The sequence below is a fragment of the Eikenella sp. genome, assembly GCF_057315495.1.
The window spans coordinates 24,928-38,689 of record NZ_DBHKXY010000008.1; the positions used below are offsets into that span (position 1 = coordinate 24,928).

Here is a 13,762-nt window from a genome sequence, read left to right on the forward strand (position 1 = left end):
AGATTCTAAATTCACGCATAAAATAAACACCCACATTTCAGGTAGCCTGCCATGTCCCCCGAACAACAAAACGACATCCTCAGCATCAACAAAGTGCAGCTGCTGCTCTCGGAAAAGCGCACCGCGCTTTCAGTGATGCGCACGGGCATTGCCGTGTTGGCGCTGCCGCTTTCTATTTTTAGCGCGCTGATTGCCACTTCCCGGTGGTATAACGTGATGGAGGTGTGGCCTTTGCTCATGTTGGTGGTGGGCATCAATTTGGGGCTGGCCATATTTGGCATTTATCTGATTGCCCGTTCCATGCGGCTCATGCGCCAATTCGACCGCCTGATTGCCGATATCAAATACAGCCACGATTCGCTGCGGCGGCTGATTAAGTCGTAGGCAGTATTGCCGCGCCAATGAAGGAAAAATAACAGCTATGGAGCTAGAAGATATTCACAACGAAGTATTCCTAGAAGACATCCGAGACCTCACGCAAGCTTTTCCGACTATCTGCAACAAGACTACCGCCGTGCCCACCATTGGTTTGAAAAGCTGCTGCCAAAGGGGATGGTTACGCCCAATCTACATTGCGCCTGCTGCAACGGGAAGGGCACTAGCCTGCCTCATCAGGCTACCTGAAAACATCGGCAAGCCTGCGCAGCTTGGGTTAGCCACAGGCGTAGCAGCCCAAGCCGTCTCAGGCAAACGTTGGGTTGCGGTTTGCCGCCTAATCCAAGATAGGGCTTTTAACTGTGTTGAAACTACGCTTTCAGGTAGCCCCAATCCGCGTGCAGGCTACCTGAAACCGTTTCCCGCAGCCCGGGTATTCGTGCCCAATACCCTCGTTCCACTTCACCCAATCTGATTTTTCAGGTAGCCTCACCCCACCCCAAGGCTACCTGAACCCCCTTATCCAATCATGCTCCCCATCCTCTACCGCCTGCTCACCCGCCTGCTCGGCCGTCCGCTGGCCCGCCACCTGCTCGCCAAACGCAGCCGCCGCTCCCCCGCCTATCTGCTGCATCAAGGCGAGCGTTTCGGCGAGCTGCTGGATAATCCTGTGCAGCACGCCATTTGGGTGCACGCCGTGTCCGTGGGCGAAACCCGCGCCGCCGTGCCGCTGGTGCAGGCTTTGCACCGCCGTTTTTCCGATGCCCCGCTGCTGCTCACGCAAATGACGCCCACCGGCCGCGCCACCGCCGAGAGCCTGTTTCCCGATGCCCAATGCCGCTACCTGCCCTACGACCACCCGGCTTGGACAGCCGCCTTCCTCGCCCAGCATAAGCCGCGTTTCGGCATCATCATGGAAACCGAAATCTGGCCAAACCTGCTGGCCGCCTGCCGCGCGGCCAATCTGCCCGTATTCCTGGTCAACGCCCGCCTCTCCGAGCAATCCGCGCAGGGCTACCGCCGTTGGCCGTCCCTATTCGCCCCCGCCCTGCAATCCTTCCGCCGCGTGCTCGCCCAAACCGAAGCCGATGCCGAGCGCCTGCGCGGCATCGGCGCGGAAAACGTGCTGGTGTGCGGCAACACCAAATACGACATCGCCCCGCCCGCAGCCATGCGCGGGCTGGCCGCGGCGTTTAAGCAACGCATCGGCGGCCGCCCCGTTGTGGTGTGCGCCAGCACGCGTTTCCATCAAAACCAAGACGAAGCGCTGCTGCTGCTGCAAGAGTGGCGGCAGTATCAAGGCGATGCGCTTTTAGTCATCGTGCCGCGCCATCCCGAGCGCTTCGATGCCATGGCCGAAGGTGCGGCTGCACTCGGCCTGCGCGTGCAGCGGCGCAGCGACGAAGCCGCCGTGCGCCCCGACACGCAAGTGTGGCTGGGCGACAGCATGGGCGAGCTGTTCGCCTACTATCTGGCCGCCGATATGGCCTTCGTGGGCGGCAGCCTGGTGGACACCGGCTGCCAAAACATCATCGAACCCATCGCCTGCGGCAGACCCGCCCTGTTCGGCTATTCCACCTACAACTTCGCCGCCGCCTGCGCGGGCGCATTGGCCGCCGGCGCCGCGCTTCAGGTAGCCACCCCCGCCGAATGGTATGCCGCCGTACAGCACTGGCTGGCCGACCCCGCCGAACGCGAACGTTTCTCCGCCCAAGCCGCCGGCTTTATCCAAGCGCACCAAGGCGCCAGCGAACGGATTGCTGAAGCCGTGTGTGCGGCCTTGGACGAGGCTACCTAAAAACGGAGCGAAGCAAAGTTTCTGCGAAGCTATAGTGGATTAACAAAAAACAGGACAAGGCGGCGAGCCGCAGACAGTACACATGTTACGGCAAGGCGAGCCAACGCTGTACTGGTTTTTGTTAATCCACTATAAAACGCCAGCTGCAACGAAGTTAAATAAGGTTCCGAAAGAAGCTGAGTTTCTGTGAAACTAACGTTTCAGGTAGCCCCACAGCGTGATGCCAAAAGGACGATGCGATGGAACAAAACAAGCTGCAGGCTACAGTTCCCGCCAAACCGCCTTACCCGTGGCGGGTGCCGATGATTTACGCTCTATTGGGCGGGCCGTTGGGGGCGGGGCTGCTGGCTTGTTACTACTTATGGCTGCAAAGCGGCTAGCTTTCCCGAGCCGGTTTGGCTGAGGTGTTTGGCGCAATGTGGGGTTGGTGCTGTGGGAATATGTGTTCGGCGGCATTCCCGCGCTGCTGACCGGCTTGCTGTCCATGCGGCTGCGCCTGCACCGTACGGCAAAAGGCGTGGCCTGCGCGGTGGTGATGGGCGCGTGGCTGTCATTGTTATGGTTTGTGGTAATAAACTGGGATGTCAGCACGTTGTATAGCCGCCCGCAAATATTGTTGATGAAAATGCTGGTTATAATGAGCTGCGGCGCGGCCAGCTCGCTGATTTTGTCGGCATTTCTGCCCAAACCGCAGCTGCAATAAATCGGGCCTCCATACCCGGCTTACAGGCTACCTGAAAGCATGAGCCGCAATGAAATGAAGATTTTCAGGTAGCCTTTCCTCCTATTTCCCGTTCCAAAATAAAGGTCTTCCCATGCCTCTCCACCATCATCTCCCCGCCGCGCGCTATTCCGAAGCCGTGGTGGCCAACGGTTTCGTTTTCCTCTCCGGCCAAGTGCCCACCAACCCTGAAGCCGATATCGAAGCGCAAACCGCCGATGTGCTGGCGCAAATCGATCGGATTCTGGCCGATTGTGGCTCCGACAAGGCACATATTTGCGAAGCGGTCATCTACCTGCCCGATATGGCCGACTACGCAGGCATGAACCGGGTGTGGGATGCCTGGGTGGCGCCCGGCAAGGCTCCTGCCCGCGCCTGTGTGCAGGCCGCGCTGGCAGATGCGGGCTGGAAAGTGGAAATCAAGATTACGGCGCTGCAGCGCACAGCATGACAGGCAACGGCCTTCTGCCGTACAATCCGCGCGGTTTCTTTTTATATAGCTAGGGTCTGTTGACAATGACTGGTTTCCGCGTCTTTTGTCCCAAAGACAACGTGCCTTGTATGAAGGCATCGGCTTCGGCTACCGGCTGCTTCAGGCTACCTGAAACCGGCAAAACTACGGAGTGATATGGTTTATCAGAGAAAATTCATTAAAGAAGTATCGCAAACGGCGATGGGCGTATTCGTGCTGCTCTTGGCCACATTGGTGGCGGTGCAGGCGGTGAAGCTGTTGGGCGGCGCGGCCGGCGGTAAGGTGGCGGCAGACGCGGTGGCCACGCTGGTGGCGTTTTGGACGGTGGCGCTGATGCCCATCGTGCTCATCCTCACGGCCTATATCAGTGCGCTTACCGTGCTTTCCCGCTATTGGCGCGACAGCGAAATGGCGGTGTGGCTCTCGTCCGGCCTGTCGCTTTACGGCTGGATTAGGCCATTGATGGCGTTTGCCGTGCCTTTCGCCCTGCTCACGGCATTGGTGTCGATGCTGGTGATGCCGTGGGCAGATGCACGCAGCCGCGAATTTGCCGAAGTGCTGAAACGGCGGCAGGATACTTCTATGGTGCGCCCGGGTGTGTTTCAGGAGTTTGGTGGCAGCACGCCGCGCGTGTATTTTGTGGAAAAATTCGATGCCGGCAGCGGCGAGGCGGCCAATCTGTTTATCCGCGAGCAAAACCCGCAGGGGCGCGACACGCTGATTACCGCCGAACGTGGCCGCTTTGCCGAAGCCGACAACAAGCGCACGCTGGAATTGTTTAACGGCCGCCGCTACAGCGGCACGCCGGGCATGGCGGATTACGACGAAGTATCGTTTGATCGCTTGCATTTGGTGGTGGGTACTGCGCCCAAGCTGGTGCAGCGCGATATCCACCGCCGCACCGTGCCCACCGCCAAGCTGTGGGGCAATACCAACCCCGACTTGCGCGGCGAATTGATGTGGCGCATCACCATGCCGGTGAGCGTGCTGATTTTGGCGCTGTTGGCATTGCCGCTTTCCTATATGGACAACCGCAGCGGCCGCAGCTACAGCCTTTTAAGCGCCATCGGCATGTTTCTGCTCTATCAAAACGGCCTCACGCTGGTGCGCGACGGCATCAGCAGCGGCAAGATTCCGCTGTGGCCGGGTTTGATTGTGCCGCATCTTTTGATGCTGATGTTGGCCGTGTTGCTGTTGCGCGTGCGCAGCCAGCCCTCGCGACCATTTTGGCAGGCCTTGCGCCTGGCCTTGGGAGGCAAACCGGCATGAAACTGCTCACCCGCTATCTGATCCGCCGCTTGGGGACGGCCACGCTGTATGCGCTCTTGGCCTTAGTGGCGCTGTTCTCGTTTTTTGAAGTGATTAACGCCGTAGATGATGTGGGCGACGGCAACTACACTGTGCTTACCCTGATTCTGTATGTGGGCATGCGCCTGTTCGGGCATATGTATACCCTGCTGCCGCTGGCTGTGCTCATCGGCTGCCTGGCCGCCTTGAGCCAGCTCGCCTCCGCCAGCGAATGGACGGTTATCCGCACCAGCGGCGCGTCGCTCAAGCGCATCATTACCACCGTCGCCTCGGTGGGCTTGCTGGCCGGACTGCTCGGCGTGGCTTTGGGCGAATGGGTTGCCCCGCATATGGAACAACGTGCCGAGCGGCTGCGCCTGCATGCCGTGCAGCAAACCGTGAGCCTGGGCGGCAGCGGCCTGTGGTTTCGGCAGGGCAGCGACAACATCAACGTGCGCGAAATGCTGCCCGACGGCCGCCTGCTCGGCATCCGCATCTACCGCTACAACCAACACGCCGCACTGGAATCCGCCTGGCAGGCAGACGAAGGCCGCGTAAACGGCAACGGCACCTGGACGCTCAAACAGGTGGTGCGCACCCATATTGCCGCCGAACGCACCCAACCCGAACGGCTTGCCAGCGTAGAATGGCCCAGCGACGTGGGCGTGGAGCTGCTCGGCGTGCTTTTGGTGGACACCGACCAAATGTCGGCCCGCAGCCTGAAAATGTATATCGACCACCTGCAAAGCAACGGCCAGCAAACCGCCGCCTATGCCACCGTTTGGTGGCGCAAGCTGCTCTACCCGCTGATTTGCACGGTGATGGCCTTGGTGGCGCTCGCCTTCACGCCGCAAAGCTCGCGCCACGGCAACATCGGCGTGCGCCTGTTTCTCGGCATCTGCCTCGGCCTCGCCTTCCACTTCGCCGGCCTGCTCTCCGGCTATGTCGCCCAACTCTCCAGCATGCCGCCCTTCGGCGCCGCCATCCTGCCCGGCACGGTGTTCGCTATTGCCGCCGCCTGGTTGATTAGGCGGCAGGAAGTGCGTTGAGAAAAGGCTACCTGAAAACAGACTTGGCATTTTTCAGGTAGCCTTTATCCCGTTGTAAAATCAATATAATCAAGGAGAAACCATGTTTACAGGAATCGTACAGGGCTTGGGCGAAGTGTTGGCCGTGGATCAGCGTGCGCCTGATTTCCGCAGCCACACCGTGCGCCTGCCCGAGGGCGCGGATGCCGATTTGCGTGTGGGCGCATCGGTGGCGCACAACGGCTGCTGCCTCACCATTACCCGCATACACGAAAACGGCGCAGCGGATTTCGACCTGATGGGCGAAACACTGGCCAAAACCAATCTGGACACGTTGCAGCCAGGCGACAAGGTAAACATCGAGCGCGCCGCCCGCTTCGGCGACGAAATCGGCGGCCACAGCATGAGCGGCCACATCACCGCCACCGCCGAAATCAGCCGCATCGAAGCGAACGGACTGAACCGCACTGTGTGGTTCAGGCTACCTGAAAATCTGAAAGACTATGTTTTCCCTAAGGGATTCATCGGGCTGGACGGCTGCAGCCTCACCATCGGCACGGTAAGCGACAACGAATTTAATGTCCACCTAATCCCCGAAACCCTGAGCCGCACGCTGTTTGGCAGCCGCCAGGCGGGCGAGCGGGTGAATGTGGAAATCGATCCGCAAACGCAGGTGATTGTGGACACCGTAGCGCGGATTTTGGCGGAAAAGGACAACGCATGATGCCGCTGCCGCCGCAAGTGCCGCGCCGGAGCGGCGGAATCAGCCGCCGTGTGTCGGCCGCTTTACTTCGGCTGTTGGGCTGGCGCGTAGCCGGCAGCGTGCCGGATGTGGCCAAATGCGTGGTGGTGGCCGTGCCGCACACGTCGAATTTCGACGGCCTGTATGTGCTGCCTGCTCTGTTGGCTTTGGATTTGAAAATGAGCATCTTCGGCAAGAAAAGCCTGTTTGCCGTGCCCGGCTTGGCGGCATTTTTGCGCTGGGCGGGCGTGATGCCGCTGGATAGGGAGCGCGCCGGCGGCGTAGTGGACGAAGCGGTGGCTGCCTTCCACCGCAACGAGCAGCTGTTTCTCGGTATCTCGCCGGAAGGCACGCGCCACGCCGCGCCCAAATGGAAGAGCGGCTACTGGCGAATTGCCCGCGGCGCCGATGTGCCGGTATTGCCGGTGGCAATCGACTACGGGCGGCGCGAAGTGCGCTTCCTGCCGCTGTTTACCCCCACCGCCGACATGGCCGCCGACCACGCCGCTCTGGCCGCGCTATTCCGCGGCATCGAGCCGAAGCATAAGCAGCGTCTGTCTTTACCGCTGCGTGAAAACCAGACGGCTGAAACCGATTGATGACATATGGAAATTACACTTAGCCCCATCGGCCGCCTCGAAACGCCGTTTAACGACATCACCGATATGCCGATACAGCCGTCTGTGCTGGCCGACACGCGCGGCAAAGCCGTGCTGAATGAAAAATTCGCGCCGGGCTTAAAGGATTTAGACGGCTTCTCACACATCATCCTGCTGTTCTTGCTGCATAAAATATCCGGCTATCAGCTGGAGGTGGTGCCGTTTATGGACACGCTGCCGCACGGCATTTTCGCCACCCGCTCACCCAAACGGCCAAACCGTATCGGCATGTCGATTGTGCGCGTAGAAAGGGTAGAGGGAAATATCGTGCATTTCAAAGGCGTAGATATGCTCAACGGCAGCCCGCTGCTCGATATCAAGCCCTACTATTCCTATTTCGACCAACAAACGCAAGTTCGCAATGGCTGGCTGGAAGGGAAAACGCTGCGGCCGGAAAATTTGCGTTCCGACAAACGCTTTGAATCGTGAACCCACCCACTCAGCACAAAATGCCTTGAATACCCAAAAATCGTGCTTAATCATTGCCCGTACAACTCTTCCAACCAAGCCAGCCAATGCCGCTGGCAAAAAAGCCGTGCTTTAGCCGCCGTTGAAACCAATTGATATGACAGATACCCCCACCGTTCCCGACTACTTGCGCCACATCCACGTGGTGCTCACCCGCACCAGCCATCCCGGCAACATCGGCGCCGCCGCCCGCGCCATGAAAACCATGGGCTTGAGCCGCCTCACCCTGGTCGCGCCCAACCTGATGGCCACGCCGATGACCCCCGAGCCACCCGCTTTCGATGCCGACCGGGCCGCCGCGTTCCAGCTGCCGGAAGAAAGCTTTATCCTCGCTTCCGGCGCGCGCGACGTGCTGGAACAGGCACAAATTGTGGCCACCCTGGATGAAGCGCTGGCCGACACCGTATTGAGCTGCGCCCTCACCAGCCGCCGCCGCGAACTCTCCGCCCCGCTACACACCCCGCGCGAGCTCGTGCCCGAGCTACTGCAGGCCGCGCAGCAAGGTTTTCAGGTAGCCCTCGTATTCGGCAACGAAACTTTCGGCCTGAATATTGATGAAGTGCAACGCTGCAACCGCCTGCTCACCATCAGCGGCAATCCCGCCTATTTCTCGCTCAACCTCGCCCAGGCCGTGCAAGTGGTGTGCTACGAAATTTTCAGCCAAACCGGCATCGGCATGAGCCAGCTGCAACAGGCACACACGCCCGCCACCCAAAGCCAAACGCGCGGCATGGTGGACCACTTGGAGCAAATCATCGAGCAAACCGGCTTTGCCAACCGCCGCAATCAAGAACGCATGATGCGCCGCCTGCACAGCCTCTTCGACCGCGCCTCCCCCAGCCGCGAAGACATCGACCTACTGCGCGGCCTGTGGAACAGGATTTCGCAGCGGCTGAAGGATTAAGCTGCGCTTCTGGCGCAAAAGGCTACCTGAAAATCATGGGTACAGGTTTTCACCCCAGATACTGCTCTGCAAACAGGCTACCTGAAAGTTTCAGGTAGCCTCTTAATCTTGCATCATTGCTTTCGATAAAAACAAGACAAGTCAAGCCATTGCTGCATCAGGAAATACGTACTTTATCTATATACAAAAGGGCTACCTGAACCTTTCAGGTAGCCCTTTTCGTTATTGCCCTGCCCCGCTAAAACGAACGCCCGAACTGGATAAACACGTTGCCTTTGCGGTAGGGGTAGAAGAAGTGGTTGCTGTTTACCCGCTGCCAGGTGCCAACCAGCTGCGGGGTGATGCCGGCGAATTGCAGTTTGCGGTGGAAGAGCACCAGGCTGGCGGCAAGCTCGTGGTCGCGGCGGGTGATGCGGAACAGGTCGGGGGCGTCGTAGCTGCGGTGGCCGGCGCTGATTTGGGCGGAGGTGGTGAGCCCCCAGCCCCATTGCTGCGTCCAGCCCAGGCGCAGGCCTTTGCGGGTGTAGGATTCGCTGTTGTCGGCGGCAGTTTTACGCAACCAGTCGAGGCCGAAGCTGAAATATTGGTTGGGGCTTCGCACGAAAAGCCAGGTGCCGGAAGCGGTGTAGCTGTCGCCGTCGAGCCAGCGGCGGCGGTCGTGTCGCTGCTCGCCGATTTCAAGCGCGCTCAATATTTTATGGCGCGGAGTAAGCCAATATTGCCATTCGGCGCGCACGCCGACTTCGCGCGAGTATTTGTGTGTGCCATACCAACGGCGTTCGTAATAAGGGGTAACGGCGGCTTCGGCACGGGCGGTTTTGTAGGCGGGGCCGCTGCTGAGGCGGGCGATTTGGTCGTCGTATTTGTGGTTGTTCCAATAGAATTTGCCGTAGTCGTCGAGGCTGAGCCGCCAGTAGAGGTTGCCGTGTACGTTCCAGTCGCGATCGGCGTTGAGGCGGTAGGCGAAGCCTTGGGCGGAGTCGGGCTCGGGCAGTGTCCATACGCCGCGCGGGGTGCGGATTTCACGCTCGCGGCCGGCGTTGTTTACGTTGCTGTCGCTGATGAAGTTTACGCTGCCGCCGAAGCTCCAGCGGTCGCGTTTGCGCAGGGCTTCGAGGTATTGCCCGGCGAGCTGTTGCAGCTCGGGCGCGAGATTGGGAGTTTGGCGGAAATGTTCGAACTCTTGCCGCGCATCTTTGTCGGCACGGTTTTCAAACAGGCTCTGCGCCAGCGAAAGGCGCACGGGCGGGATATCGGGATCGGCGGCCAGCACGGCGCGGTAGAGGCCGATGGCGCGCTGGTAGTCGCCCTCGGCACGGGCAATCAGCGCCTGCGCCAAAGCCACCAGCAGCGCATCGTGCGGCCCGGGCAGTTCGAGATAAATCGGCAACAGCAGTGCCGCGCCGTCGGCATTGTGGGTGAGCACGGCATAGCTGAGCGCCTGTTGCAGCAGCTCGGGGCGCTGGAGCAATTCTTCGCGGCTCATTTGCAGGCGTTTGTCGGGCGGCACGGTATTGGGCACGGATGGGGTTTCCGCCTGCGGCGCGGCAGCGGGCGTGATGTCGAAGCCGGTATCCGGCTCGGTGGCCAACCTGTCTTCCGGTGCGGCCAAGGCTACCTGAAAAGGCAACAGCAGCAGGCAGGCGGCCAGCCAAGGCTTGTTCTGTATGCTCATCCAACGCTTTCTTTGCGGCAAAATCTATAAACGGGCGGATTATAGCGGATTCAATATGCCCGCCAAACCTGAACTAACATTTGTAAAATGCAGGAAATGATAATGACTCCGCCCGGCCACCACCGCCTTTTTGTGGACAAAATGGCGAATTTCTCACCTGTTTTCAAGCAGATTTAGCTATTCGGGCTTAACCATTCATATCCTTTTTTACCAATTTTATATTCAAAAAAGAACGTAAATTTTCTTGCCTAAATTAACCAACAAACCAGCTTTCCACTATCAATAAATATCAAACTCTTTGATATTCATCATGTTTAATGCCAAACATCGTGCTATACTGTAACCGATTCGAACAGCATCCCCTGCAACAAAACGAAAGGATCTGCCATGAAAAAACATCACATTCTTTACATTGCCATCACTGCCCTTACCCTAGGCGGCTGCAGCAGCGCAGGCAGCTCGCTGGCTAATGCGATTACTGATCCGTTTACCCCGAAAGAAGGCGGTTATCGCCAACTGAGCAATATCGGCTCGGATGAATTTACCGGCACCGGCCTGCTGCCGGGAGCGGCGTCCAAAATCCGGGTTACCGATGACCAATTTATCGGTACGTCAAATCATGAGAAAGAATACTCCAGCCGAGACTCTATCCAGATCGGCCACAAACGGCAGAACGCCTTCACTGCCCTGCCCTATGTGCTGAAAAATGCGGCCAACCAAGAGATCGAAAACGGCGTTTTGGAAATTTACAAACAATCCTACTCCGCCGTGGTGGGCGCGCAACTGCACAGCAGAACCGAGTCCGGCCATCCTGCTGTTCCAACTAGTGATTTTTATGTTCGCTCCATCCAAGGCGAGTTTACCAGCAACCTGCCCACCCAAGGCATCATCAATTATAGAGGCCGAGCAATCGCGGGCTCGGATAACCGCAGCGACGGCTTGAACTATCAAATTGATTACGGCACAAGAAGAGGCCATGGCTCGATTACCGGCTTAAACGGCTTTGGCAATATCGATTTGGCAGATTCACCAATCACCCAAAATCCGCAAGGCCATAATGTGATTAATGGTGCAGCCACCTCAGCCCAGCATGGTGTCGGCAGTTACGAGCTCGGCATTTTTGGCCCGCAGGCCAATGAAATTGCCGGCAAGGCACATTTCAACAATCAGCCGAACAAGGAAGTCGGTTTCGCCGGCGGACGGGTGAACTAAATCGGCTTGAAGCGATGGCTGGCAAATTTTGCCCATGCGTTTTTGCTCAACTTTCCCTCTGAAACGCGCCAATCCCTAACTGCAAAACCCCAGCCATAGCCAAAAGGCTACCTGAAACCCCAGTAGGTTTTCAGGTAGCCTTTCCTGCATCTGGCATGTACAAAACATTCAAGCGTTTTATTCGCCCACAGCGGCCTTGCGGCTGTGCACAGCAATGTAGCCCATGGGTTTGGCCGGATCGTTGAAGGTACGGTACATGCGTTTGAAGGTTTCGCGGTTTTCGGCTTTGAGCGCGTTTCTCACGATTTGGAAGGCACGCCGCCAGCCTTCGTCATAAATCAGGCCTTTGGGCGAGAGCAGAGTCATGCCGCCGCTGATGGTGGTGATGTTGCCAAAGCCGCTGCGGTGGAAAAGATCGGTCCAGCCGCTTTCGGTGAGCGGGGTAACTTTCACTTGGATGGTGTCGCGCAGGCGTTCCACAGCTTCTTCGGTGTTGTGCTCGCTCACCACCACATCGTGCGTGAGCAGCACGCCGCCGGGCTTGAGCACGCGGAAGTACTCGGCCACCGCCATTTCTTTGTTGGCCAGCGGCAGCATGGTGAGCATGGCTTCGTTGATGACGACATCGAAGCTGTTGTCGGGGAAGGGCAGCTCGGTGGCGTTGGCATGCTGCACCTGCACCAGGCTTTCCAGCCCGGCGGCGCGGATGTTTTGCCGGGCTTTCTCCAGTGCGTTTTCGTCCAAATCCACGCCGGTGATGTGGCAGCCGAAGCGCTGCGCCAGCCCCACGGCGGTGGTGCCCATATTGCAGGCCACTTCCAACACCTGCGTATCGGGGGCGAAGCGGGTTTGGTTGATCAGCCATTCGGTGGCAAAACGGCCACCTGGGCGCAGGCGGGTTTTGCCGAGGCGGGCGAGGAAATGGTGGCCGGTTTGGTCTTTCTTCATGAGGTTCTCCTGTGTGAATGCGGTGGGCGGAGCTGCCGCGCCAAAGGGCTGCCATGCGTCATAGCCACGCAAACGATTTGGCAAAAGGCTACCTGAAAAACAGACGGTGGTTTCAGCCACACGCGCGGATGCGCGGCGGCTGGCGGCAGTTTGGGGAAACGGAGAAGTGGTTTGAAGCGCCGATGAATGATGATGTTGATTTATGTGGCGCGGAGGTGTTTATACTGTAAAAGTGTGCTCGCGGCAAGCGGCAGGCTACCTGAAAAAGAAAGGCTACCTAAAACGCCCGATTGGATTTCAGGTAGCCTTTTGTGCGGCGGGCGCCTTAGTCGAACAAATCGTTTTTCAAATCGCGCAGTTTGTCCATAAACGATTTCTGGCGCGGGGTTTGGGCACGGTCGAGGCCGGTGGAGATTTTTTCAAACTCTTCCAGCAATTCGCGCTGGCGCTCGGTGAGGTTGACCGGGGTTTCCACCACGATGTGGCAATACAGATCGCCCATCGAGGAAGAACGCAGTGATTTCATGCCCTTGCCTTTCACGCGCATACGGCGGCCGGTTTGGGTTTCTTTCGGGATATTCAGCTTCACGCGGCCGTTGAGCGTGGGTACTTCCACTTCGCCGCCCAGCGCGGCGATGGTAAAGCTCACGGGCAATTCGCAGTGCAGATCCAAGCCGTTGCGCTCGAAGATTTCGTGGCGGCGGATATGCACCACCACATACAAATCGCCGGCCGGCGCGCCGTGCGAGCCGGGCTCGCCCTCGCCGGCAAGGCGGATGGGCTGCTCGTTTTCGATGCCGGCAGGAATGTTCACATCCAGCGTTTTGCGGCTCTTCACGCGGCCTGCGCCGTGGCATTTAACGCACGGCTCTTTGATTTCGCGACCGGAGCCGCCGCAGGTGGGACAGGTTTGCTGCAGCTGGAAAATAGCCTGGCGCACGTGCACCACACCGGAGCCGTGGCAGGTGGAACAGGTGGTGGCGGAGGTGCCGGGTTTGGCGCCGGAGCCGTGGCAGATGTCGCACTCTTCGTGCGAGGGGATAGTGATGCGTTTTTTGCTGCCGGCAGCGGCTTCTTCCAGCGTGATTTCAATATCATAACGCAGGTCTTCGCCTTGGAAGTTTTGCTGACGCGTGCCACCCCCGCCGCCGAACATCTGGCTGAAAATATCGCCGAAATCGAAGCCGGCCGCACCGCCGAAACCACCAAAGCCGCCGGCATTGCCGTCTACCCCGGCTTGGCCGAATTGGTCGTAGCGGCTGCGTTTTTCGCGGTCGGAAAGGATTTCGTAGGCTTTTTGGATGGTTTTGAATTTCTCTTCCGCTTCCTTATTGTCGGGATTGCGGTCGGGATGGTATTTCATCGCCAGCTTGCGGTAGGCCTTTTTAATTTCGTCGTCGGAGGCATCGCGGGAGACGCCGAGGGTTTGATAATAGTCTTGATCGCTCATGGTTGCTAATGGGTAAATAAATG

The 13,762-nt window shown here is 58.6% G+C and carries 16 protein-coding genes; 13 read left to right on the plus strand and 3 right to left on the minus strand.

All coding sequences use genetic code 11. The annotated features are described in order from the left end of the window. Nucleotides 1–51: 51 nt before the first annotated feature. From ACO6EE_RS00970 to ACO6EE_RS01020, 11 genes are all read left to right on the plus strand, one after another. Nucleotides 52–384 carry a hypothetical protein gene (locus ACO6EE_RS00970; protein WP_485958663.1) on the plus strand — a complete coding sequence of 111 codons (333 nt, stop codon included), beginning with the start codon at nucleotides 52–54 and terminating at the stop codon, nucleotides 382–384. Nucleotides 385–904: 520 nt separating this feature from the next. Beyond that, nucleotides 905–2,173: a lipid IV(A) 3-deoxy-D-manno-octulosonic acid transferase gene (gene waaA, locus ACO6EE_RS00975; protein WP_485958664.1), complete on the plus strand. Its 1,269-nt coding sequence runs from the start codon at nucleotides 905–907 to the stop codon at nucleotides 2,171–2,173. A 239-nt stretch (nucleotides 2,174–2,412) separates the two neighbouring features. Next, nucleotides 2,413–2,553 (plus strand): hypothetical protein, encoded by a 141-nt coding sequence (locus ACO6EE_RS00980; RefSeq protein ID WP_485958665.1) that lies wholly within the window; start codon nucleotides 2,413–2,415, stop codon nucleotides 2,551–2,553. A gap of 47 nt (nucleotides 2,554–2,600) precedes the next feature. Then, nucleotides 2,601–2,876, plus strand: a complete 276-nt coding sequence (locus ACO6EE_RS00985; protein ID WP_485958666.1) for a hypothetical protein — start codon at nucleotides 2,601–2,603, stop codon at nucleotides 2,874–2,876. Nucleotides 2,877–2,988: 112 nt separating this feature from the next. Beyond that, complete coding sequence (locus ACO6EE_RS00990; RefSeq protein ID WP_064087568.1) at nucleotides 2,989–3,345, plus strand: RidA family protein; 357 nt, start codon at nucleotides 2,989–2,991, stop codon at nucleotides 3,343–3,345. A 177-nt stretch (nucleotides 3,346–3,522) separates the two neighbouring features. Then, nucleotides 3,523–4,635 (plus strand): LPS export ABC transporter permease LptF, encoded by a 1,113-nt coding sequence (lptF, locus tag ACO6EE_RS00995; protein ID WP_485958667.1) that lies wholly within the window; start codon nucleotides 3,523–3,525, stop codon nucleotides 4,633–4,635. Continuing rightward, nucleotides 4,632–5,702: an LPS export ABC transporter permease LptG gene (gene lptG, locus ACO6EE_RS01000; protein ID WP_485958668.1), complete on the plus strand. Its 1,071-nt coding sequence runs from the start codon at nucleotides 4,632–4,634 to the stop codon at nucleotides 5,700–5,702. The genes lptF and lptG overlap by 4 nt, the downstream gene beginning before the upstream one ends. Nucleotides 5,703–5,784: 82 nt before the next feature. Then, nucleotides 5,785–6,405, plus strand: a complete 621-nt coding sequence (locus tag ACO6EE_RS01005) for a riboflavin synthase subunit alpha (protein ID WP_485958669.1) — start codon at nucleotides 5,785–5,787, stop codon at nucleotides 6,403–6,405. Next, complete coding sequence (locus ACO6EE_RS01010) at nucleotides 6,402–7,022, plus strand: lysophospholipid acyltransferase family protein (protein WP_485958670.1); 621 nt, start codon at nucleotides 6,402–6,404, stop codon at nucleotides 7,020–7,022. Before ACO6EE_RS01005 ends, ACO6EE_RS01010 begins: the two co-directional genes overlap by 4 nt. A gap of 6 nt (nucleotides 7,023–7,028) precedes the next feature. Further along, nucleotides 7,029–7,511: a tRNA (N6-threonylcarbamoyladenosine(37)-N6)-methyltransferase TrmO gene (tsaA, locus tag ACO6EE_RS01015; protein WP_485958671.1), complete on the plus strand. Its 483-nt coding sequence runs from the start codon at nucleotides 7,029–7,031 to the stop codon at nucleotides 7,509–7,511. 136 nt (nucleotides 7,512–7,647) lie between these two features. Continuing rightward, complete coding sequence (locus tag ACO6EE_RS01020; protein WP_485958672.1) at nucleotides 7,648–8,454, plus strand: RNA methyltransferase; 807 nt, start codon at nucleotides 7,648–7,650, stop codon at nucleotides 8,452–8,454. Between the two features lie 238 nt (nucleotides 8,455–8,692). Here the strand turns inward: ACO6EE_RS01020 and ACO6EE_RS01025 are convergent, their stop codons facing one another. Beyond that, the gene (locus ACO6EE_RS01025) at nucleotides 8,693–10,129 is read right to left on the minus strand and encodes a porin family protein (protein WP_485958673.1); all 1,437 of its coding nucleotides are present in this window, start codon (nucleotides 10,127–10,129) and stop codon (nucleotides 8,693–8,695) included. 387 nt (nucleotides 10,130–10,516) lie between these two features. Between ACO6EE_RS01025 and ACO6EE_RS01030 the strand changes: the two genes are divergently transcribed. After that, a complete protein-coding gene (locus ACO6EE_RS01030; protein ID WP_485958674.1) occupies nucleotides 10,517–11,341 on the plus strand; it encodes a factor H binding protein domain-containing protein in 825 nt (274 codons plus the stop codon). A gap of 177 nt (nucleotides 11,342–11,518) precedes the next feature. Here ACO6EE_RS01030 and ACO6EE_RS01035 read toward each other — a convergent pair whose 3' ends face one another. Next, nucleotides 11,519–12,289 carry a class I SAM-dependent methyltransferase gene (locus tag ACO6EE_RS01035; protein ID WP_485958675.1) on the minus strand — a complete coding sequence of 257 codons (771 nt, stop codon included), beginning with the start codon at nucleotides 12,287–12,289 and terminating at the stop codon, nucleotides 11,519–11,521. A 53-nt stretch (nucleotides 12,290–12,342) separates the two neighbouring features. Between ACO6EE_RS01035 and ACO6EE_RS01040 the strand changes: the two genes are divergently transcribed. Next, nucleotides 12,343–12,519, plus strand: coding sequence for a hypothetical protein (locus ACO6EE_RS01040; RefSeq protein ID WP_485958676.1), 177 nt, complete (start codon nucleotides 12,343–12,345; stop codon nucleotides 12,517–12,519). 95 nt (nucleotides 12,520–12,614) lie between these two features. Here ACO6EE_RS01040 and dnaJ read toward each other — a convergent pair whose 3' ends face one another. After that, complete coding sequence (gene dnaJ / locus ACO6EE_RS01045; protein ID WP_485958677.1) at nucleotides 12,615–13,739, minus strand: molecular chaperone DnaJ; 1,125 nt, start codon at nucleotides 13,737–13,739, stop codon at nucleotides 12,615–12,617. Between the last annotated feature and the right edge of the window lie 23 nt (nucleotides 13,740–13,762).

Bases quoted from the DNA above. Each gene is read 5' to 3' on its own strand.
- ACO6EE_RS01025 (WP_485958673.1), bottom strand. From the start codon at position 10,129: ATGAGCATACAGAACAAGCCTTGGCTGGCCGCCTGCCTGCTGCTGTTG.
- ACO6EE_RS01010 (WP_485958670.1), top strand. From the start codon at position 6,402: ATGATGCCGCTGCCGCCGCAAGTGCCGCGCCGGAGCGGCGGAATCAGC.
- ACO6EE_RS01035 (WP_485958675.1), bottom strand. From the start codon at position 12,289: ATGAAGAAAGACCAAACCGGCCACCATTTCCTCGCCCGCCTCGGCAAA.
- dnaJ (WP_485958677.1), bottom strand. From the start codon at position 13,739: ATGAGCGATCAAGACTATTATCAAACCCTCGGCGTCTCCCGCGATGCC.
- ACO6EE_RS00990 (WP_064087568.1), top strand. From the start codon at position 2,989: ATGCCTCTCCACCATCATCTCCCCGCCGCGCGCTATTCCGAAGCCGTG.
- ACO6EE_RS00970 (WP_485958663.1), top strand. From the start codon at position 52: ATGTCCCCCGAACAACAAAACGACATCCTCAGCATCAACAAAGTGCAG.
- tsaA (WP_485958671.1), top strand. From the start codon at position 7,029: ATGGAAATTACACTTAGCCCCATCGGCCGCCTCGAAACGCCGTTTAAC.
- ACO6EE_RS01040 (WP_485958676.1), top strand. From the start codon at position 12,343: ATGCGTCATAGCCACGCAAACGATTTGGCAAAAGGCTACCTGAAAAAC.
- waaA (WP_485958664.1), top strand. From the start codon at position 905: ATGCTCCCCATCCTCTACCGCCTGCTCACCCGCCTGCTCGGCCGTCCG.
- ACO6EE_RS01020 (WP_485958672.1), top strand. From the start codon at position 7,648: ATGACAGATACCCCCACCGTTCCCGACTACTTGCGCCACATCCACGTG.
- lptF (WP_485958667.1), top strand. From the start codon at position 3,523: ATGGTTTATCAGAGAAAATTCATTAAAGAAGTATCGCAAACGGCGATG.
- ACO6EE_RS01005 (WP_485958669.1), top strand. From the start codon at position 5,785: ATGTTTACAGGAATCGTACAGGGCTTGGGCGAAGTGTTGGCCGTGGAT.
- ACO6EE_RS01030 (WP_485958674.1), top strand. From the start codon at position 10,517: ATGAAAAAACATCACATTCTTTACATTGCCATCACTGCCCTTACCCTA.
- lptG (WP_485958668.1), top strand. From the start codon at position 4,632: ATGAAACTGCTCACCCGCTATCTGATCCGCCGCTTGGGGACGGCCACG.
- ACO6EE_RS00980 (WP_485958665.1), top strand. From the start codon at position 2,413: ATGGAACAAAACAAGCTGCAGGCTACAGTTCCCGCCAAACCGCCTTAC.